This window comes from Paenibacillus sp. FSL M7-1046, assembly GCF_038007405.1.
In the GTDB taxonomy this organism is placed as follows: domain Bacteria; phylum Bacillota; class Bacilli; order Paenibacillales; family Paenibacillaceae; genus Paenibacillus_AQ.
In genome coordinates this window covers 7,109,396-7,129,800 of the sequence record NZ_JBBOXB010000001.1, presented here as the reverse complement: position 1 = coordinate 7,129,800, position 20,405 = coordinate 7,109,396, and the positions used below count along the sequence as shown (strand labels likewise).

Below are 20,405 nucleotides of genomic sequence, written 5' to 3'. Positions count from 1 at the left end.
TGAATGCTATTATTATGGAAAGTTAACTTTCCGTAACCAGTGAGGTGAAAGCATGGAAAACAGATTGGAGCAGCTTCGCAAGGAGCGGGGGATCAAGCAGGAGGAGCTTGCCGAGGCATTAGAAGTTTCGCGGCAGACCATTGGTTCGCTCGAAAATGGGAGATACAATCCGTCCATTATTCTAGCCTTTAAAATTGCCCGCTATTTCAAGCTGGCCATTGAAGATATTTTTATCTATGAGGAGGAATCGGAATGAAAATGAACAAGACAGTTTGGCTGTTTACTATTCTGCTGCTGCTTGGAGGTATTTTGACTGTAGCCGGACTTCTGGTGATTGATGAAAGTACAGAAAAGCTTGCCGGAATATGTGTGGGGATAGGCTCGGGGCTGTTCAGTATGAGTGCCGCTAATCTTATCGTTCAAGGGTATTACCGGAAGCACCCCAAGCTCAAAAAGCAGGCTGTGATTGATTTCCGCGACGAACGCAATACAGCTATCCGGATGAAAGCCAAGGCCAAAGCCTTCGATATTATGTTTGTGGTCATGATTGCACTGCCGTTTCTGTTTATCTTTGCAGGGATTTCTCTATGGGTGGTGTTGACTACCATTGGCCTTTATTTATTTGGCTATTTTACGCAACTCTTCTACATGATTAAATACAGCAAACAGATGTAGCCGATCTGGGAGAAGCGGGAATACAAGGGGTTACTTAACACTGGAGGAAGATCACAATGGATGATGCTGCGAAGAACAGGATGCATTGGGAATTAACCTATATATTTTTTCTTACGGCGCTGATAACGACATTGGCGGGAATTGTCCGTGAGTTGCCACATGCGATTGCCATTGCCGGATTCATAGCTGCGTTTGCGGCAAATATTTGGATCTGGAAGAAGAGTATCAGCCGGACTGTTATTTATCTGCACAATGGTTTGAACATCGTCTGCGCACTGTTTCTTGCGTATATGCTGTCAGCCTACATATTCGTCTCGGAGAGTGCGATTATTGGTGCTGCCCTCGGAGTGGTGGTAATGGATGTGTTTAGTTTCACCAAGAGAGGGCGGTTCACACTTAATGCCAAACTAATGGGACAGAATAATACAGCCGTGCGGCTGTCCATCTGTCTTCCGGTTCCCGGGAAACGGGGGCTGATTCCGGTCATCGGTGTGGGGGATTTGGTCTTTTATTCGATGCTGACAATGGTTGCATTGAAATCGGACAGTGAGTTCGGCCTGTTATTTGCTGTATTGCCTATTCTGGCAGGACAGCTGCTGAACATTGCCGTGATTCTTGCTGTTAAAGATAAAAAGGGATTCAAAGGCTTCCCGGCAACCTTAATGCCCGGATTGTTGTTTATTGGTTTTTATTTTACAGGTATCCCGGCATAAAAAGCGGCTTCCAGACCTCGGGGACTTGCCCGGGGTCGGAGCAATATACCGTCTGCAGATAGCGGCTTACCGGAGTCAATTGCTGTTCAACCAGCACTTCTTTGATCTCGGAAGGTTTGGTTGGGATCGAATGTCCGGCAGCTTCCATGAAACGTTCAATGGGCAGCAGCATCCCGCAGCTCTTGCGGTAAGACATCCGGTGCGGATAACGGGGGGAGCTTCCGGAGTCATATTTGGACAGCCTGATATGCTCGAAATGATCACTCAGCAGTTCATAGGCGGAGAATTTCAGGATGGCAAAATGTTCGCCGGGTTCTCTGCGGGAGTACATAGCAGCCATGGCAAGGCAATCACGCTCTGTCGGCCACAGGAAGACATGCCGGTCAAGGCAGGCGCGGAATTGCTCCGGTGTTGTTTCCGGGTCCATGGCCTCGGGAGTGATCCGCAGATGGGCATTTAACCAGACTGAGCGGCCTTGATAGCGGGACTGCTGCAGTGTCGTCCGGTGCACACCGCATGCATGCTCAGGGTCCAAAAGCACGGATGCGGCCAGTCTGTCCAGTCCGGCAATACCCGGCAGATTGCGCGCTCTGGTGAAATGGTAGAGCGAGCGTCTTAACGGGCTTTTAGTGATAGCTGCTAGGGTGATTGTTTTCATATTGGCATTTTGTCCTTTACGGTTTACTGTTTTTGAGACGCCGGTAATACAGCCAGGTTCTGCCCGCGAACGACCCGAAGAGGAGCATGCAGATGAACATTAGCGAAGTGTTCCATGCCAGGGAAGCGGTGATTCCGTCATTTAGCATGCCATCAATGAATGCCCCCAAATTCACGCTATAGAGCAGAAGCATCGGGAGGAATAGCGAAGTGTAGCTGATGGCGATTTTTCGGGCGTGCTTCAAGCGGTGGAATTGATCACTGTATATTTCAGGGCGCTCAGCGCCTTCCGAATATTCCCGGCTCCAGATCGTCCATTTCTGCAAGGAGGAGAGGGAACTGTAGACGTTCTTCCAGCCGGCCTCCCTGTGCAGCTCCAAATAACCTTCATCGGAAATCACTTGATAGTCGGCATGATAGTTCATCCGCCGTGGGCTGCCTTTGCAGAAATAGAACAGCGTTCCGCCTGGACCGACTTTACACAGATTATATCCAAGCCGTTCTTTGTTCTCAAGCCACTGCTCCAGCCGGTCCGGAGCGTACATCCAGGCTAGTTTGATCCGGATGATCTTGGGCCCGGCAGGGTCGGGCTGTACGTCAAGTGCGTAGCTGTCTTGATTGTCCCCGCGTAATGTTTTATTGGCTGCCCTGATCTTGATAACGGAATAGAACGCGAGTACCAGCAGAGCGATGGCGAAGGCTGCAGCGATATAGGTAACCAGCCACATGGGGCTTTTCACTACCCGTAGGGGCGTATCCTGGGAAAGGGAAAAACCTATCGTGATTAGCGGAATTAGTGCAATTAATAACAAATAAACGATAATCGCCATGAAAAAATAAGAAATCTTCCGGTTTCGCTTGATCGCTTCCTGGCGGGAGGGGTAGGCGTTGATTTGGCCGGGTTGCCGTTCATTGGCATAAATGGTCCACTTCCCTTGATGCACGTTCCTTGTCCAGCCCTCAGCGGCCAGATAGGTGGACAAGGAGGTTTGAGCTGATGGAGCATACCCGATTTGATAGGTAATGTTACCCGGCTTACCCTGCCGGAAAATAAACCGCCGAAGTTTAATATTCCATCCTTCAAGCAGCCATCCCTGGCTGGCCATCCCGGTCAGCCAGGTTTCTGTTTTGAGCAAGTCATAGCTCCAGAAAGGCCGAAATACAGTCTTCATAAGAATTCCTCCTCGCAGTTAATCGCATTGTTGTGCAGTTCTTTCAATCTGCCAATTTCTACGGTCATTACTTTTTTTCCAAGCTCCGATACCTCATATACCGTTTTTCTCTCTTCATCGGCAAATACGGTGATCAAGCCGTCTTTGTTCATTTTGGTCAATGTTCCATAGACCGTACCTGACCCCAGTCTGAGCCGTCCGCCTGACAATTCTTCAACATGCTTGATGATTCCGTATCCGTGGCGCGGTTTGGTCAGGGACAACAGAATGTAGAATGCTGTCTCGGTCATCGGCACGTACTTTTTAAGTGCTTTTTCAATGGAGGACACCAGGATCACCTTTTTCACAAAATATATGTCTCATCGCGACTATGTCATAACGTGACTATATCACGACGTGACTTATCATGCAAAGAAACTTTCCCGGGAAATAAGAAATGAGGGGGATTACAATCCATTAATCCTACTTTGTATTATTTTTGCAGAAGAATATCTTAATCGGTTGAAATTTTTTACAATGAAATAAGGTATTTAATTCTGTGAAACAAATAATCTCATATAGGAGAGGAACTGAGAATATGAAAACATTAGTCATTGTGGATGATGAGCCCTCGGTGGTGAACGGGCTGCGCACTTATGTAGACTGGGCAGCACAAGGAATTCAATTGATCGGAACCGCGGATGACGGAGATACAGGGCTTACGCTCATACGTGAGCTTAGACCGGATATTGTGCTGACGGATGTGCAAATGCCTTCTATGGACGGAATTACGATGGCTGCGGAGGTCCGTGCACTGCTGCCGGATGCCAAAATTGTGTTCATCAGCGGGCATAACGATGCAGAGTATTTGAAATCGGCGCTGCAGATGCATGCGGCTGATTATATTTTCAAACCAGTCAGCAGGAAAGAATTGTACGCCGTGATGGGAAAAGTGACTGCTGCACTGGATGCGGATAGGCGGGAGCGGGACCGGGTAAAGGAAATGCAGGTTAAGCTAACCCAGAGCATGCCGCTGCTGCGCGAGAAATTTCTGCTGTCGGTGGTCAGCGATAACATCAACATGGCCCAGGTTCAGGATAAACTGCAATTTCTGGGACTGCCGCTGCTCTCTGCGGACAGCTATATCATTATGGTCATTGTAATTGATGATGTTCCGCAGGTAATGGATTCACGCAGTGAGCGGGATAAACAGCTTTTGTCCTATACGGTGCTGAATATCATTCAAGAGTTAACGGATAAGCAAATGCGCGGTGTGACGTTTGAGAAGGAGCCGGGAGAGTATGTCGGCATTTTGTTGACCCAGTCTTTTGGAGGGCAGGAGGCGGACCGGGAGCTCAAACCGGAGCTTGCGGGCAGGGCGGCAGATATTCTAGATGCAGTGCCCCGGCCAGGAGAAGCTGGAGAAAATGCGGAGCTTTCAGCTGACCGCTCTCCCGAGAACGAATTGCTGCTGCTGGCGGAATCGATCCGCGACAATCTGCGAAAATGGCTGAAGCTGAGCGTAACCATCGGGGTGGGGGATGGAGTAGGCAGCCTTTCTGAGGTGCCGGCCTCCTATAAGCAGGCAAGAGCTGCCGCCGACCAGAAATGGTATCTGGGTAAAAATCGCATTCTGACGATGGACAACATTGAGTCTGGAGAGAATCTGCGTTACCGCTTTGAGCCGGAATGGAGCGAACGCGTAATCACTGCCCTTAAGTCAGGCGATCAAAGCCGGCTGCAGGGGGAACTGAGTGGAATCTTTGGTCTGCTGGAGCTGAACCGGGGGCAGGGCTCCCGTTACGCGCAGAATGTCAGTCTCCACCTGATTCTGCAGTCCAGCCAGGTGCTACTGGAGCTGAACGGCATGACGGCAGAGTGGGAGAAACGGGAAATGGAAGCCTGGAAGCTGGTTATGCGCCAGGAAACGATACAGGATTTGCTGCGGTATACGGAATCGTATTTGCGGCATGTCTGTGATTTTGTGGAGGCCAAACGCAGCGGGAAGTCCAGTGAGGTCATTGAACGGGTCCGCCGCCTAATCGGAGAGAGATATGCGGACAATTTGACGATCGCCGATATTGCAGCAGGCGTATATCTCAGTCCTACCTATGTAAGGCTGCTGTATAAGCAGGAAACGGGCGAAACCGTGTTTGAATATTTGACCAAAGTACGGATTGAAAAGGCGAAAATGCTGCTGAGAGATCCGCAGAACAAATTTTACGAGGTCTGCTATGCCGTAGGTTATACCGATCCCAGCCATTTCAGCAAGCTGTTCAAAAAAATGACCGGGAGCACACCCAGCGCCTACAGAGAACAGCAAAATTAGAACTTGAGCCTCCCAAGGGCGATACGACAAAAAGGCCGGAGAAATGAGGTGTCACCTTTATGAAATTGGGATGGAGCTATCTGACTGGACTTGGACAGGGGATTCTGGCCGCAAGAAAGTGGCTGCTTGTCTATGCCCTGCTAATCTTGCTGCCGGTGTCCATTTTACTGGCCTCCTTCTATCAGCGGTCCAATGAAATTCTGGAACAGGAAGTTACCCGTTCGATGCAGCTTACACTTAAGCAGGCAGGGCTGAATTTAACCTACAAGCTGGAACACATCCGCGACAGCAGCAATTCAGTGTTTATGAACCAAATCCTCTACGATAATCTGCTCCAGAAAGCCAGTATCACGGAGCAGCTAAAACAAATTAAGGAGCTCCGCAATCTGGCCGAAACCGCACAGGAGAATGAGGATATTTTCCGCCTGCGGTTTTTTGTTGATCCTTCCCGCCTGTATGCCGGAGACCGAATTAATCTGTATTCCTTTGAGGATGCAAAGCAATATCCATGGTATGAATCGGTGATAGAGGCCGGTGGGGGGATGGTTTGGACCGGTGTTTATCAGGAGAAGTATAACGACATTGGTAAAAAGAATATTTTCTCCGTTGCCCGGATGCTGCGCAATCCCCAGGAATATGAAGAGATTGTAGGTATTCTCGTGATGGATGTGTCCGAAGGTCTGATCGGGGAGATTATGTCGGAGCTGCAGTTCTCGGACAAGTACGCTCCTTTTCTATCGGATGCCAGCGGCAGATTGATCTACAGTTCAGATAGTGCCGGTCTGAATAAGTCGGATAATAAAGCAGGGAATTTGCAAAAGGACGCGGATGCCCTGCCTAAAGAGCTGTTTGATACCATCGAACACTCGGAGGAAGGCATACTAAAGCACTCGTTAGGCCGTGAAGAAGTAAACGTAGTGTACACCACCATCGGAACGACTGGCTGGAAGCTGGTCGCACAGGTATCGGAGCCTGAGATTTCACACAGGGCTACAGCGATGAATCAGTTCACCAGTATTGCTACACTCGCGGGAATTACGGTTTTGTTCCTGGTACTGGTCTTTGTTCTCTTCATGTTCATGATTCAAGGCATGCAGCGCAGAGTGCAGATGATTCTTAAAATGATCCGCAAGGAAGGGATCGGCTGGCTGGAAGACCGCCGTTCTATGCCTGATGGTGATTTCCGGCTGCTGGAGCGCAGTGTGGACCATCTTATTCATAAGGTCAATAACCTGATGGAAGAATCGTATCAGGCCAAGATGCAGGAGCGGGAGGCTCAGCTTCGCACACTTCAGGCGCAGATCAATCCCCATTTCCTGTACAATGCCCTGGATATGATCAACTGGTCGGCCATTGCCCATGACGCTGAGGACACGAGCCAGATGATTGAAGCGCTGGCCCGTTATTTCCGGCTCAGCCTGAACCAAGGGCGCGACAACGTCAGCATTGTGGATGAGCTGAATCTGGCCAAGGTATTTCTGGAGATTCAGCAAAACCGCTTTCCATCCACGTTTACGTTCACTATTCATGCGGAACCGGGGCTTGAACAATATATGATGCCGAAGCTGACGCTGCAGCCTCTGGTGGAGAACGCTTTGCTTCACGGCATCCGCAAGACAAAGCAAAAACAAGGGGGAATCATGATCACAGCAGCTCATGAGCAGGGGGATATCGTGCTCACAGTCTCTGATGACGGGACCGGAATGAGCCAGGATCAGGCCAACCGTTTGCTGATCGATCCATCTGCCGGGAGTCAGCCGGGCAGTTTGGAGGGCTCGTTTGGGCTCTATAATGTCAATGAAAGAATCCGCTATTTCTCAGGCAACCGGTATGGCTTGTCCATTGAGACGGAGATCGGAAAGGGAACCCTTGTTACTGTGAGATTTAAAGCGGTTTCATCAGAATAGTTCCAGCAGCTTTTTTTACAGTCGCCTGAGACCAGAAATAATCGCTTTACCTCCTACAACAGGACCCGGGTAGATCTTTATAATTAACCCATAAACAGTTGGGGGTGAGCCATCTTGGGCGCAGGTGTCACGGATTTGAACCCGAAGAGCAAGGTTAAGCCAACCAGAATCAGGTCCGCAAGCAGGTGGAGATATGCATGGAGAAACAGGGATTATTATGTACTGCTGATCCCCGGATTATTGTTTCTCCTGCTCTTCAAATATACACCGCTTTACGGGGTGCTGATTGCTTTTCAGGATTTCAACATTTTTGAGGGCATCAAGGGCAGCGAGTGGGTAGGGCTTGAGCAATTCCATAAGCTGATCCAGTCGGAAGAATTCGGAAGGGTGTTCATGAATACGCTGTTAATCAGCGTTTATAAAATTGTGCTGCTCTTTCCGGTTCCCATCTTCATCGCGCTGGTGCTGAACGAGGTTCGGCTGATGTTCTTCAAACGGACGATTCAGACGATCATTTATCTTCCGCATTTTCTGTCTTGGGTCATTATCTCAGGCTTATTCGTGACCATCCTCTCTACATCGGGCGGGCTGGTCAACAACATCATCCAGTCGTTTGGCGGAGAGCCGATCAGTTTTTTTGTCAGCAATGAGTATTTCCGCAGTCTCGTGGTGTTTACCGCAGGCTGGAAGGAAACGGGCTGGAATGCCATCGTCTTCATTGCCGCCATTGCCGGTATCGATCAGGAGCAATATGAAGCGGCTGCCATTGACGGGGCGGGCAGAATCCGCCGGATGCTGCATATTTCCATTCCGGGAATTCTGCCGACGGTGGTGCTGATGTTCATACTCCGTCTCGGTTCAGTACTCGACGCGGGTACAGAGCAAATTCTCACTATGTACAATCCGGTGGTTTATGAAACAGCCGATGTCATCGGAACCTTCGTGTACCGGATCGGTCTTGGCAAGATGGACTACAGCTTCAGTACAGCAGTCGGGCTGTTTAACTCCGTCGTCGGCTTCATCCTGATTGTCTCAGGCAACTATATCAGCCGCAAGCTGCTTAAGCGCGGAATCTGGTAATCCGGGAAGGGAGAGAAGATAACAATGACCAAACGAACCAAAGGAGATCTGGTGCTCGATATCTCCGTGTATGTCTTCCTGATCGCCCTGGGGATTATTATGCTTCTGCCGCTGCTGAACGTGTTATCCAAATCGGTCAGTGAAGAATGGGCAATCACTTCCGGCAAGGTGGGCATCCTGCCTGTGGGATTCCAGCTTGACACTTTGAAGGAGGTTATTTCCTCCTCGATGTTCATACGCGCCTTCTGTGTATCCATTGGTGTCACTGTAGTAGGAACGGCTATTTCGATCCTGATGACCGCACTTACCGCGTACCCGTTATCCAAACGTAATCTGCCGGGTATTTCCTTCATTATGGTGCTGTTCATCTTCACTATGCTGTTCAACGGAGGGCTGATTCCCAATTATCTGCTGATGCGCCAGCTGCATTTGATCAACAATCTATGGGTGCTGATTCTGCCCGGGATGATCAGTGTCTTTAATATGCTGGTTATCAAGAGTTATTACGAGAGTCTTCCCGAAGCGCTGGAGGAATCGGCACGGATTGACGGTGCCAAGATGTACACTATCCTGTTCCGGATCATCCTGCCGCTCAGCATGCCGGTTATCGCCACCATTGCCCTGTTCTATGCCGTGGGCTTCTGGAATGATTATTTCGGCCCGATGATCTATATCAACGATACCGCGCTTAAGACTTTGCAGCTGTATCTGCAGGATGTCGTAATGGATGCCAGTGCGGCCAATGCCGTGAACAAAAGCGTGGACGATCTCATGAATATGTCACCGGAAGGCATACGCGCAGCGACTGTGGTAGCTTCCACTGTCCCGATCCTGTTTGTGTATCCGTTTCTGCAGAAGTATTTTATCAAAGGGGTGCTGATCGGCTCTGTAAAAGGCTGAGTCTTGTCCCCGCAGCTTGCGCTATGAAGCCGCTCTTTGACAGAGCGTTTCATATACAGCATCACCCCATATCATTGGAGGAGGGTTATAAGGATGAAATATAGAAAAGGATTGTCTCTCATGATGTGCACCGGGCTGCTGCTTGCAGCAACGGCCTGCGGTTCATCGGGCAACAATGGAAACAAAGAGAGCAAGGGAACAGAGGAGGGGGCAAAGGCTCCGGCGGCTACAACCGCTGCAGTAACTGAAAGCGATTCCAAACCTGAGCTGAAATCGCTCAATCTGTGGTCAAAGGATGATTACAACACGTATCCGCTTGCCAAAGTGATTGAAGAACAGACCGGCTACAAGGTGAAATACGAAATGCTTCCGGCGGACAAAGCGATGGATAAGCTTAACCTGCTGATTTCCTCCGGTGAGCCTTATGACGTCATTACCATTTCCGGTGAAAAAGCTGTGTATACCGATTACGCCAAAATGGGTGCCCTGGTGGATCTGGGACCGCTAATTGATGAGTTTGGTCCCAATATTAAAGCTTCTATCTCGGAGGCGTCCTTTGATGCCATGAAGGTAGACGGCAAAATCTACGCTATTCCGAACAGTTCTTCGCAATTTGCCGGGGCCGATCTGATGATCCGCCAGGATTGGCTCGACAAGCTGGGGCTTAAGATGCCGACGACGCTGGATGAATTTACGGCAGTGCTCAAGGCGTTCAAGGAAAAAGATCCCGGCGGCAACGGCAGCAACGGCGCACCGATGTCAATTGACGGTGCTCTCGCAACGACAGCCAATATTACCGGTGCATTCGGAATTGGCACAAGCTGGAACCAGGTCGACGGCAAACTGGTGCCGACACCGCTGCACCCGGGATTCAAGGAATATTTAACTTATATGTCCGATTTGTATAAGCAGGGTCTTCTGGACAAGGAATTTGCAGTAAACAAGGATGCTACCCTGAAGGAGAAGTTCACCAGCGGCAAGGTGGGTGTGATTCAGCTTCCCTGGTATGACATTCCGGGCATTGCCGATGCGCTGGCTGCGAATTTCCCGGACGCCAAGTTTGCCTACCTTCCTGCCTTAAAAGGGAAAGACGGGCAAATGGGCCTCGGGATGAGCGGCGGGTTCGACCGCATTACCTTTATTCCGAAATCTGCCAAACATCCGGAAGATGCGATTAAATGGATCAATGCCAAGCTGGAGAAAGAAACGTTCAAGCTGATCGCCATCGGAGAGGAAGGCAAACATCATACGTTTAAAGATGGCGTGTACAGCCCGATTCTGCCGCTGTTCACGGATGAACGGGGCAATGCCAGCAACTATCTGACCGGTATCGACGAAAAGCTGTATCCAATCTATTGGCAGGCCCGTGTCCAGAAGGATGCACGTCTGTTTGCCGGCTTCTCCTTCCTTAATAATGAACTGCCAGCAGAGGCCAGAATCTCCGATCCGCTTGCGCTTGCTCCATCCCTGCCGGAATATTCCAAGAGCAATGCTTCACTGGGGCAGATGATCAATGATTTTGCCGTCAAGGTAATCGTAGGTGAGGAGTCCCCTGATGCGGTAACAACATTTGTTGAAAAGTACAATGCCGCTGGCGGAGAAGCGAGTGTCAAAGAAGTTAATGACTGGTATGCGGCATCCGCTAAATAAAAGCCTGAGTGTTTGGAGGAAAACAGAATGAAAACCTACAGGATGCGGAGCAATGAAGTTCCGCTCCAGGACAACTGGGATGTGATCGTTGTGGGCGGCGGCCCTGCGGGCTGCACGGCCGCCGCTGCCGCCGCGCGTGAAGGGGCAAGAACACTGCTGATTGAAGCGACGGGAAGCCTTGGCGGAATGGGAACCTCGGGACTGGTGCCGGCATGGTGTCCATTCTCCGACATGGAGACTATCATCTATAGAGGGCTGGCGATGAAAGTATTTGAAGCCCTGAAAGCTCAGATGCCGCATGTTGATAAGGATGCCATGGACTGGGTGCCGATTGAACCGGAGAAGCTGAAGGTCATCTACGATGAGCTGGTTCAAGAAGCCGGTGTAACTGTATTGTTCCAGACCCTGCTTGGCTCTGTGGAAACCGGTGAAGACGGCAGAGTGGAAGCACTGATTACGGCCAGCAAAAACGGCCTGCAGGCTATGCAGGCCAAGGTATATATCGACTGTACAGGAGATGCCGATGTTGCGGCTTGGGCAGGGGCGGAATACCTCAAGGGCGATATCGAAACCGGTGACCTCATGCCGGCCACGCACTGCTTCAACCTCGGGAATGTGGATGAATATGCTTATCTGAACGGACCGCTGCTGCATGGCAATAACAAAACCAGTCCGATCTATGACATTCTGCGGTCCGGCAAATATCCGATGATCCCGGATTCGCATATCTGCAACAATATGATTGCTCCCCGTACGGTAGGCTTCAATGCCGGCCATTTATGGGAAGTGGACAACACGGATGCCTTTTCGGTATCGGCTGCACTGATGCAGGGAAGGAAACTTGCCGCAGTTTACAGGGATGCGCTTGCCGAGTTTATGCCGGCTTCCTTCGGCAGCTCTTATGTAGCCAGTACAGGTTCATTAATGGGAGTGCGGGAGACTAGAAGAATTACCGGGGATTACGTACTGACTGTGGATGATTATGTGAACCGCCGCAGCTTCGCGGATGAAATCTGCCGCAACAGCTATTTCATTGATATCCATGGGACGGAAAAGGAAGAGAAGCAGGCTGGAGGCAAGCAGGAAGTCATTAAACGTTACGGTCCGGGCGAATCGCATGGCATTCCTTACCGTTGTTTGACCCCGCGGACGTTGAGAAACGTCCTGGTCGCCGGGCGTTCCATCTCCTGTGTGCGCGAGGTCCAAGGCAGTGTCAGAGTGATGCCGGTCTGTCTGGCCATGGGCGAAGCCGCCGGGATTGCCGCAGCACTGGCAGTGAAGCTTCCTGACAATGACGTACATGCCGTGGATATCCCTACCTTGCGCAGACGTCTGCAAGAAGAAGGGGCATACCTGCCGGAGATAGCCGGGGCAGACGCCGTCAAACCGCACGATGAAGCGAAGAATGGTGTAGTCTAAAATACCTTAGCCTCACCGAAATCTATTTGCGGATGGGCCTGCGATTGAACAGGAGCGCATTGATCTCGCCGCCGACCAGTATAATGATTGAACTGATGTACAGCCAGATCAGCAGGATCATGACGCCTCCCAGACTTCCGTAGGTTTTGGTGAAATCGCTGAACTGGTTGACGTAAATGGAGAAGAGAATGGAGGTTGTGATCCAGCCGATGGTGGAGAACATCGCGCCGGGCATGACCTCTTTTAGTGTAAGCCTCCGGCTGGGTGCAATCCAGTAGAGCAGAGTGAACACGACGAACAGCACGAACAGCGGTATGATATACTGCAGCAGATCCCATACCTTCTGCAGCCCGTAAGGCAGATCAGCGAGCAGAAAGATCTGTGTCTTCAGCCAGCTCCCCAGTACGAGCAGCAGAATGCTGAGCAGAACAACAACACCGATGATCATGGTGGCCAGGAAAGCAATCCCCCGTATTTTCCAGAACACCCTGCTCTCATCAATATCGTAGGCGCGGTTAAGCCCTTTGATGATAGCGTTGATGCCCTTGGAGGCAGCCCACAGCGTGGCCAGCATCCCGAAGGACAGCAGGGCCTCACTCCGTCCCTCGGATACATCCTGCAGAATCTCTTCAATAATAGAGACGGCTTCGGCAGGCATGATCTGCTGCAGCTCTACAATCCTGTCCTCGATAGAAATATGGGCGTAACCGATCAGCGTCATAATAAAGATCAGGAAAGGAAACAGGGAGAGGATCAGATAATAAGTCAACTGCGCACTAATACCCTGCACATCGTCGAGTTTGATTTTTTGGAACAGCTGCTTCATAAAAGAGAACACACCTGCGGCATCCTTAGTCTTGTTCATAGTTCACTCCTCTACCCGCTTTTTCTTTATATGTTATGCATGTACATATTTTTAATATTAACATAACCGCAAATTTTCTAACGGTATGCCCATGGGCGGAGGCTGAACCAAAGCGAAAAATCCAGATTGTGGATTAGACAAAGGGTAGAGCACAGTCTGCGGCGGCTGCAAACCGATTATATCGACCTGTACCAGCTGCACTGTCCAGACCCGCAGACTTCAGCGGAAGAGACGCTCAATAGCTTATTTTACCCGTTACCGTTATTTTGTTCGACTCCTTATCCCAGTAAATAGACTTTTCTAATGCCAGAATTGCATCCCGTAGTGGGATGAGCGTTTCTCCATCTTTTGAAACAATCGTTTGATGTTTCATTGTAATGCTTTTAATGATTCCTTCCTCAGCTTGATTTGATTGTATTTCAACTTTCTTCGAGTTAAAAAACCAGGCGTAAAATTTATCGGATGCTCCCTTTTCGGAAAAATGCGTAACAAAACTAACTGATTTTTCATCCTTAAATACCCAAGAATTCAATGCGCCCATCATACTTGAAAGGGTTTCAATACTGCAATAAACATGATTTTCCTTAATCATAAATTGAGATACAGAATAATCAACTGAATTTGCTACGATATGGAGCGGAGTGGCCGCATAGATATTTGTTGTGGAAAACGGTAATACAAGCAGCAAGGGTACAGCTGCTATCAACTTCTTAAACATCGTGTCACCTCACAAGTTTAATATCAATGTATCCTCTAGGACTCAGAAATAGAGATTGTACATCATTTTTATACATAATGAGTGATGTCATAGCTATCTACATAGCGGGTTTTGTTTAATACAAGTATATACTTTAGCTCCAAAGACTTACAGGCTGATCGAATTACGGGAAGGAGAATCATAATGAGTTTACCGCTTATGGATTACAACAGAATTCGCAGCTGGTTTTACCGCAATGCCCGCCCTTTGGATCTCGCCAGATGGAGGTTCCATTTTGAAGAAGGGTCTTTGTCCGCAGTGTTGGAGGCCTTATCTGCTTATCAGAATGAAGACGGCGGTTTTGGACATGCGCTTGAAGCCGACTCCTGGAATCCGAACTCCACACCGATTCAGACAGCGACAGCGGTAGAGAAGCTGCTGGAGGTTCATTTTGATGACCGGACCCATCCGATCGTTCAAGGGATGATGAGTTATCTGGACAGTGGAGCCGAGATGGATGAAGGTATCTGGAGGAATGTAGTGGACTCCAATAATGATTACCCTCATGCCCCATGGTGGCATACGGATTCGAACAGCACTGCCCGCAGTATGTATAATCCGACAGCGATTCTGGCCGGGGCAATCCTCAAATTTGCTGACAGAGACAGCCGGCTCTATGAACAAGGCATGCAAAGAGCCAAAGATTTGGCAGGCAGGTTTCTGGAGCATCCCGATATAGAGATGCATCCGCTGAAATGTGTGCTCACGATGCTGGAGTGTATCTCTGCCGCTAAGGTCGAGGAGCTTTTCGCTTATCCGCAGCTAATAGTAGCTGCCAGAGCCCAAATCGCAGTGCTGCTGGCACGCGGAGCCGGGAATTGGAACGGATACAGCTGCAGACCTTCTGCATTTATCAAAACTCCGGATAGTTTGGGTGCCGCGGATCACGCAGCGCTGGTTCAACAAGAGCTGGACTACATACTGAGCACCCGAAATCCGGAGGGGGTTTGGAATTTAACTTGGAGCTGGGCTGCTTATGAGAAAGAATTTGCAGTCGCCGAAAACTGGTGGAAAGCGAGTATTGCGATTGAAAATTTGCTGCTGCTGCGCGCATTTAAAGGATTGGGATATTCTTGATGTTTTGGTTATGATGATGGTATACTCATCGGCATAATATAATTTCTCAAGGGATTGTGATGAGGATATGGTGAAATCAGTCGAACTGACCTCCTAAAATGAAAAATGCAATAATTTTAGGAGGTCAGAATATATGAATTTTAATCACATTGTCATGAATAACTGGAGTAGAAAGCCCTATTTTGAACATTATTTAAACAATGTCAGATGCACCTATAGCATGACGTCAAATATTGACATAACCCGTCTGCTTTCAGAACTTAAGAATAAGGGGATTAAGCTGTACCCGGCACTAATCCACATGATAACTACGCTGGTAAACCACCATAGTGAGTTTCGCACCTGTTTTGATTCTGAAGGCCGGTTAGGTTATTGGGACAGCCTGTCACCCAGCTTTACAATCTTCCATGATGATGATAAGACTTTTTCAAGCATCTGGACTTTGTACGGTGAAGATTTTGGTGATTTCTACAGCCGTTATCTTGATGATATGAAGATGTACGGAAGTGTTAAACAATTTGCCGCTAAAGCGAACGAACCACCTAACACCTTCCCCATTTCTAGCATTCCGTGAACTGCAATTACGCGCAGATACCTATAAGGACTGGTTGCACAACAATTAGATTGCCACCATTTCCGCTGACGGGGATCGATAGTTAAAAATAAAGGGCTCCACATATTATTCATAATATGCGGAACCCTTTATTTTTTTAACACATCTTAGCCTAACAGTTCATTATCAAGAGTTGCTGTAGGCAGGAACATACTCATGTTCATAAATGGCCTGTACTTTTTCCAGAACCTTGCGGCTCTCGGAGGCGAACTTCAGGCTGCTCACCTCGTCTTTGACGAGAAATACTCCGGGCACATGGCTGTGCTTGCCGAAAGCCGCTTTGTACAGCAGACCGGCCCCATAACTGGGATGGGGGAAGAACAGCTTGATAATCGGCTTCAGATAAAAAGGTAAACCCGATTTTTTGCCGCTGCGGATCGTATTATTGCCCCCCGGGTCTGCGCTGCGGATCATTATTCCTTCAGCAGCTAGCTGCGTGGAGATTTCTTTGGTCCAGAGGGAAAGAGCCATTTTGGAAGTAGCGTAGGGGCCGAACAGCTTTTTGAAGGATGATGGACGTTCCAGGGTATCCGGATTAAATTCCTTCAGTGTCAGAACCGCATTGGATGCAGTATTGATCACCGTTTTATGAGTTCCTTTCAGGAGCAGTCCTTTTAGTTCCATCATTATAATGTACGGGACCACCGTTTGCAGCTCAAAGTGCAGCTCACGCCCCTGCTTGGAATAACTCAATTCCGCAAAGCTGCCGCCGGCGTTGTTGAACAGCAGATCGATCCGGGGTTCAGCTGTGACAACCTCCCCGAGCGCTTTTCCCAGACTATGAAAATCTGAAAGGTCCGCCTTATAAATTCGCAGCCGCTTGCTGCTTAGTGCTTCAAGGATAGGGGCATCTTCTTCGGGAAATCCTGAGCGGATAAGTGCGATCACCTCCCAGCCTTCACCCAGCAGTTTGCGGGTCAGCTCCAGGCCAATTCCGTTGTTGGCTCCTGTAATCAGCGCAGTTCCGCGCTGTGTTTGTGTTGTCATAGTAATCTCTCCTCAAAGTGCAGTAATAGTGGCCTTAGGCCTGACGGTTGATGATGCGCTCATTGTATAACTTGGAGCCGACTCCAAGTCAAGGAGAGTTGGGCTTGAAGTTGAATAGATTAGGGGATTAGAAAAGTGCAAATGATGTCTGCTTTGTCCTTGCCGGGCGGCGGGTTCTTCCTTAAACTGATAAGGATTGGAAAAAGGAGGAACTTTATATGAACCAAGTCATCTATTCCCCGTCAAAGTATATTCAAGGCGGCGGTGAAATCTCGAAGCTGGGCGCTTATTGCAGACAAATGGGAGCCACAGGGGCTTATGCCATTGTAGATCCTTACATCCTCGCTACCTACGGAAATGATATCGTCAGCAGCTTTGACGCTGAGTCTATGCCGCTTGTTCAGCGTGAGTTCAAGGGAGAATGTTGTCTAAAGCTGGTGGAGCAAATTGTTGCGGAGCTGGACTTGAACGCGACAGGTGTAATTCTGGGCATCGGCGGCGGCAAAACACTGGACACGGCCAAAGCCGTAAGCCGTTATACCGGATTGCCGGTGGTCATTGTTCCGACAGTGGCTTCTACGGATGCGCCCTGCAGCGCATTGTCGGTACTTTATTCGGAGGAGGGCGAGTTTGACCGCTATCTCCCTCTGATGCAAAGTCCCAATGCCGTAATCGCCGACGTAGATATTATTGCTAAAGCCCCTCCGAGATTGCTGGCGGCAGGAATGGGCGATGCGTTGTCCACTTTTTTTGAAGCAAGGGCTTGCCGTAATTCCGGCGCTGTGACCCATGCAGGAGGACAGAGCTCGATCGCCGCATTTGCGCTGGCGCGTGCTTGTCTGGATACGCTTCTCGCTGAAGGAGCTGAGGCATTAGAGGATGCCCGCCAAGGAATAGCCTCGGCGGCTGTCGGCCATATCGTGGAAGCGAATATTTACCTTAGCGGCATCGGCTTTGAGAGCGGCGGACTTGCCGCTGCCCATGCCATTCATAACGGACTGACTGTGCTTGAGGAATGCCGGCATATGCTTCACGGGGAAAAGGTGGCGTTCGCCACGCTGGCGCAGCTGATGCTGGAGCATGCAGCGGAGGAGGAGATCGCTGCCGTTGTTGCTTTCTGCCGGGAGGTCGGCCTGCCTGTAACTCTTAAGGAAATGGGCCTTTCTGAGATGGAGCCGGGGAAACTTATGGCTGCGGCCCAAGCCAGCTGCGAGGCAGACAGCCCGATGGCAAATATGCCGTTTGAGGTATCCCCGCAGGATGTATTTGATGCGATCATTGCCGCTGACCGCCGAGGGCAGCAGGCCGGATAACGATTGTTAATTATTGCGTGCCTGTCCCGTACATATTTCTCCTTCAGGTTCCAAACAATGAGAACAATGGCACCATAGCACGAAGGAGGAGATCCTCTTGAAAAAGAGCAATCATACGGGCAAACGCACCATTCTGTATCCATTCATTGCTGTTGTCGCATTGATGACGGCGCTGGTTCCGGCGGCCGACACTGCACACGGAATATCAGCTGGTTCAGTTTCACATCACGCCAGGGGCAGCCGGTCTGTAGTGTCTTCATCCGTCCTTGCCGAACCCGCCGTGATCGGCAGCGCTAAGGCTGAAGGACCCCAGGAGAATAAACAACATACCCGCAGCAGGGTAGCCATCATTGTCGATGATTTCGGCAATGACATGCGTGGTACGGAGGAAATGTTCAAATTGCCGGTTAAGATCACTGTTGCCGTAATGCCGTTTCTATCGACTACAGAGAAGGATGCACGGCGCGCACATGAGCAGGGCTTCGATGTGCTGGTGCATTTGCCGATGGAACCGAAGCAAGGCAAACCCGAGTGGCTGGGTCCGGGTGCGGTTCTGACCCGGATGAGCGATGCCGAGGTACGCAAGCAGGTCGAGGCTGCACTGGACAATGTTCCTTTTGCCGTGGGGATCAACAATCACATGGGCTCCAAGGTGACCGGTGATGAGCGGGTGATGGGGATTGTGCTGGCGGTCTGCAAGGAACGCGGAATATTTTTTGTGGACAGCCATACGAATTACCGTTCGGTAGCCGGCAGAATGGCCCGGGAGATCGGATTGCCGCCCGTGGAGAATCATATCTTTCTGGACGATGTCCATACGGCAAGCCATGTCGTGAAACAAATGCGGCTGGTGCAGGAAAGGGCTCTGAACCAGAACTATTGTATAACGATCGGCCATGTTGGCATCCAGGGCAAAGAGACCGCTGCGGGCATCCGCAGCGGCATTGGCGAAATAAAGGACAGTGTCGAGTTTGTAGGCATTTCCGAACTGGTCCGGGACGAATGGCAATGGAACTCGAAGCCTACACTTCCATAAGATACCCGGCAATACCGTTAGCAATTGCTTCAGCAATTTCCTCTTGGCCCTGCGGACTGCAAAGCTTCTCGCGGTCGCTCGGGCTGCTCACAAATCCCGCCTCAACGATCACTGTTGTGGCGGTTATTTTATTGAGCAGATAAAACGGCTTGCCTTGCCTCGGGGTTTCTTTCACATCATAGAGATGGTTGAGCTGGTCCTGTATCGATCTGGCCAGCAGGAAGCTGCGGCCTTCCTGGCGGTACAGCACTAGTGGCCCGTGTTTGGAAGGGGAAGCGGCCCAGTTAATATGAACGCTGACCACCACATTTGCCGGAAGCGTCTCGGCCAGCTCCTTGCGCTGGGCAAGGTCCCGCAAATGGCGGGAGGAGCTGCGCAGCCAGCGGTTCTCATCGCTGGGTGCATAGTCGCCGGTCCGGTTAAGGATCGCGTCAAAGCCGTCACTGCGCAGCAGCAGGAACAAACGGCGGGAGATGGCGAGCGTGATATCCTTTTCAAGGATGGTGCCATATGACGTACCACCATCAATTCCCCCATGCCCGGCATCAATCAGAATGATCCGCTGATCATGGCCGAGCATATGCTGGCGCTCTTCTTTCGCCCCGGCTCCTGAAGGCACCGGAGACGCCTGCACAATCCCTGCATTTCCAAGGGGAAGCGTAAGCAGCAGGGCGGATGACACGATAACGAACAGCCGGCGCAGTGTACCGCTTCCCCGGGTGGTTTGGGTTCTGATTTGGTTCAGGTACTTCAAGTAATTCAAGTGGATGACCTCCTTGTGCGGAAATGATCTTTTGACCGGACTGGATACTTTGTTAGATTGTGCTGGAACAGGCAAACCTATACGAAAAGCAGTATCACGGTTTAGATATAGCTGTTCTAGAGCACACTAGGAACATGGATATCCAGACAGACAGGAGTCAAAGGTGAGTCCCCAAATTCAGCATTCAGTTTCAGGAGGTGGCGAAATGGCTTCCAGCGGTGATGAACTGGTGAAGTATATTACGGAAAAGGTAGTCGTTTATATCGAAGATCCGCGTGCCAGCCGGGCGCGCCGAAAGGCTGAGAAAGAGCCGTGGGCAGAGAAATGGTTTGGCATGCTGCCGCTCGGCTGGTCGATCTGGCGGAGCAAATGGAGCCGGAACGACAAGAAATGATCCGGGTGCAAGAGTACCGGCAAATCGCAAGTACAGCTTGAACTGAAAACAACCTTCCAAGGTGCCCTGTATATGGCACTGTGGAAGGTTGTTTTGTTGCATACTAGCAGGAAAGACGT

At 50.1% G+C, this 20,405-nt stretch carries 22 protein-coding genes; 15 read left to right on the top strand and 7 right to left on the bottom strand.

What is annotated here, in order from left to right:
* Positions 1 to 52 precede the first annotated feature (52 nt).
* Genes NYE29_RS31995 through NYE29_RS31985 form a run of 3 tightly spaced genes read left to right on the top strand, consistent with a single transcriptional unit; the run spans position 53 to position 1,388 of the window.
* Positions 53 to 256, top strand: coding sequence for a helix-turn-helix transcriptional regulator (locus tag NYE29_RS31995; protein ID WP_038589712.1), 204 nt, complete (start codon positions 53 to 55; stop codon positions 254 to 256).
* Positions 253 to 675 carry a hypothetical protein gene (locus tag NYE29_RS31990; protein ID WP_340899127.1) on the top strand — a complete coding sequence of 141 codons (423 nt, stop codon included), beginning with the start codon at positions 253 to 255 and terminating at the stop codon, positions 673 to 675. Before NYE29_RS31995 ends, NYE29_RS31990 begins: the two co-directional genes overlap by 4 nt.
* Positions 676 to 731: 56 nt before the next feature.
* Positions 732 to 1,388 (top strand): hypothetical protein, encoded by a 657-nt coding sequence (locus tag NYE29_RS31985; protein ID WP_340899126.1) that lies wholly within the window; start codon positions 732 to 734, stop codon positions 1,386 to 1,388.
* On the opposite strand, the gene NYE29_RS31980 is transcribed toward NYE29_RS31985, so the two are convergent.
* From NYE29_RS31980 to NYE29_RS31970, 3 genes are read right to left on the bottom strand one after another with little or no spacing between them, the layout of a single operon-like run.
* Positions 1,369 to 2,046, bottom strand: coding sequence for a DUF7002 family protein (locus NYE29_RS31980; protein ID WP_340899125.1), 678 nt, complete (start codon positions 2,044 to 2,046; stop codon positions 1,369 to 1,371). The genes NYE29_RS31985 and NYE29_RS31980 overlap by 20 nt on opposite strands.
* Positions 2,047 to 2,062: 16 nt before the next feature.
* Positions 2,063 to 3,217 carry a DUF2812 domain-containing protein gene (locus NYE29_RS31975; protein WP_340899124.1) on the bottom strand — a complete coding sequence of 385 codons (1,155 nt, stop codon included), beginning with the start codon at positions 3,215 to 3,217 and terminating at the stop codon, positions 2,063 to 2,065.
* Complete coding sequence (locus NYE29_RS31970; RefSeq protein ID WP_052092522.1) at positions 3,214 to 3,507, bottom strand: PadR family transcriptional regulator; 294 nt, start codon at positions 3,505 to 3,507, stop codon at positions 3,214 to 3,216. The genes NYE29_RS31975 and NYE29_RS31970 overlap by 4 nt, the downstream gene beginning before the upstream one ends.
* Positions 3,508 to 3,794: 287 nt before the next feature.
* Here NYE29_RS31970 and NYE29_RS31965 point away from each other — a divergent pair, with 287 nt between their 5' ends.
* From NYE29_RS31965 to NYE29_RS31940, 6 genes are all read left to right on the top strand, one after another.
* A complete protein-coding gene (locus NYE29_RS31965; protein ID WP_340899123.1) occupies positions 3,795 to 5,525 on the top strand; it encodes a response regulator in 1,731 nt (576 codons plus the stop codon).
* A 59-nt stretch (positions 5,526 to 5,584) separates the two neighbouring features.
* Positions 5,585 to 7,432: a sensor histidine kinase gene (locus tag NYE29_RS31960; RefSeq protein WP_340899122.1), complete on the top strand. Its 1,848-nt coding sequence runs from the start codon at positions 5,585 to 5,587 to the stop codon at positions 7,430 to 7,432.
* A gap of 168 nt (positions 7,433 to 7,600) precedes the next feature.
* On the top strand, positions 7,601 to 8,512 hold the full coding sequence (locus NYE29_RS31955) for an ABC transporter permease (RefSeq protein WP_076112383.1): 912 nt from the start codon (positions 7,601 to 7,603) through the stop codon (positions 8,510 to 8,512).
* 24 nt (positions 8,513 to 8,536) lie between these two features.
* The gene (locus tag NYE29_RS31950) at positions 8,537 to 9,412 is read left to right on the top strand and encodes a carbohydrate ABC transporter permease (protein ID WP_340899120.1); all 876 of its coding nucleotides are present in this window, start codon (positions 8,537 to 8,539) and stop codon (positions 9,410 to 9,412) included.
* A gap of 93 nt (positions 9,413 to 9,505) precedes the next feature.
* Positions 9,506 to 11,062 carry an extracellular solute-binding protein gene (locus NYE29_RS31945; protein ID WP_038589719.1) on the top strand — a complete coding sequence of 519 codons (1,557 nt, stop codon included), beginning with the start codon at positions 9,506 to 9,508 and terminating at the stop codon, positions 11,060 to 11,062.
* A gap of 27 nt (positions 11,063 to 11,089) precedes the next feature.
* Positions 11,090 to 12,481, top strand: a complete 1,392-nt coding sequence (locus NYE29_RS31940) for an FAD-dependent oxidoreductase (protein WP_340899119.1) — start codon at positions 11,090 to 11,092, stop codon at positions 12,479 to 12,481.
* Positions 12,482 to 12,503: 22 nt separating this feature from the next.
* Here NYE29_RS31940 and NYE29_RS31935 read toward each other — a convergent pair whose 3' ends face one another.
* Positions 12,504 to 13,346 (bottom strand): YihY/virulence factor BrkB family protein, encoded by an 843-nt coding sequence (locus NYE29_RS31935; protein ID WP_340899118.1) that lies wholly within the window; start codon positions 13,344 to 13,346, stop codon positions 12,504 to 12,506.
* A 126-nt stretch (positions 13,347 to 13,472) separates the two neighbouring features.
* Here NYE29_RS31935 and NYE29_RS31930 point away from each other — a divergent pair, with 126 nt between their 5' ends.
* Entirely contained in the window at positions 13,473 to 13,640 is a 168-nt protein-coding gene (locus NYE29_RS31930; RefSeq protein ID WP_340899117.1) for an aldo/keto reductase, read from the top strand.
* Here the strand turns inward: NYE29_RS31930 and NYE29_RS31925 are convergent.
* Positions 13,582 to 14,064, bottom strand: a complete 483-nt coding sequence (locus NYE29_RS31925) for a hypothetical protein (protein ID WP_340899116.1) — start codon at positions 14,062 to 14,064, stop codon at positions 13,582 to 13,584. The genes NYE29_RS31930 and NYE29_RS31925 overlap by 59 nt on opposite strands.
* 183 nt (positions 14,065 to 14,247) lie before the next feature.
* Here NYE29_RS31925 and NYE29_RS31920 point away from each other — a divergent pair, with 183 nt between their 5' ends.
* Positions 14,248 to 15,180: a hypothetical protein gene (locus tag NYE29_RS31920; RefSeq protein ID WP_340899115.1), complete on the top strand. Its 933-nt coding sequence runs from the start codon at positions 14,248 to 14,250 to the stop codon at positions 15,178 to 15,180.
* Between the two features lie 133 nt (positions 15,181 to 15,313).
* The gene (locus tag NYE29_RS31915; RefSeq protein WP_340899114.1) at positions 15,314 to 15,754 is read left to right on the top strand and encodes a CatA-like O-acetyltransferase; all 441 of its coding nucleotides are present in this window, start codon (positions 15,314 to 15,316) and stop codon (positions 15,752 to 15,754) included.
* Positions 15,755 to 15,919: 165 nt separating this feature from the next.
* On the opposite strand, the gene NYE29_RS31910 is transcribed toward NYE29_RS31915, so the two are convergent.
* The gene (locus tag NYE29_RS31910) at positions 15,920 to 16,780 is read right to left on the bottom strand and encodes an SDR family NAD(P)-dependent oxidoreductase (RefSeq protein ID WP_340899113.1); all 861 of its coding nucleotides are present in this window, start codon (positions 16,778 to 16,780) and stop codon (positions 15,920 to 15,922) included.
* 218 nt (positions 16,781 to 16,998) lie between these two features.
* Between NYE29_RS31910 and NYE29_RS31905 the strand changes: the two genes are divergently transcribed.
* Both NYE29_RS31905 and NYE29_RS31900 read left to right on the top strand, forming a co-directional pair.
* On the top strand, positions 16,999 to 18,093 hold the full coding sequence (locus tag NYE29_RS31905) for a glycerol dehydrogenase (RefSeq protein ID WP_340899112.1): 1,095 nt from the start codon (positions 16,999 to 17,001) through the stop codon (positions 18,091 to 18,093).
* 97 nt (positions 18,094 to 18,190) lie between these two features.
* The gene (locus tag NYE29_RS31900; RefSeq protein ID WP_340899111.1) at positions 18,191 to 19,129 is read left to right on the top strand and encodes a divergent polysaccharide deacetylase family protein; all 939 of its coding nucleotides are present in this window, start codon (positions 18,191 to 18,193) and stop codon (positions 19,127 to 19,129) included.
* Here the strand turns inward: NYE29_RS31900 and NYE29_RS31895 are convergent.
* Positions 19,116 to 19,892, bottom strand: coding sequence for an N-acetylmuramoyl-L-alanine amidase (locus NYE29_RS31895; RefSeq protein ID WP_340899109.1), 777 nt, complete (start codon positions 19,890 to 19,892; stop codon positions 19,116 to 19,118). The genes NYE29_RS31900 and NYE29_RS31895 overlap by 14 nt on opposite strands.
* A gap of 205 nt (positions 19,893 to 20,097) precedes the next feature.
* Here NYE29_RS31895 and NYE29_RS31890 point away from each other — a divergent pair, with 205 nt between their 5' ends.
* Positions 20,098 to 20,286: a YqzE family protein gene (locus NYE29_RS31890; RefSeq protein ID WP_038589726.1), complete on the top strand. Its 189-nt coding sequence runs from the start codon at positions 20,098 to 20,100 to the stop codon at positions 20,284 to 20,286.
* Positions 20,287 to 20,405: the final 119 nt, after the last annotated feature.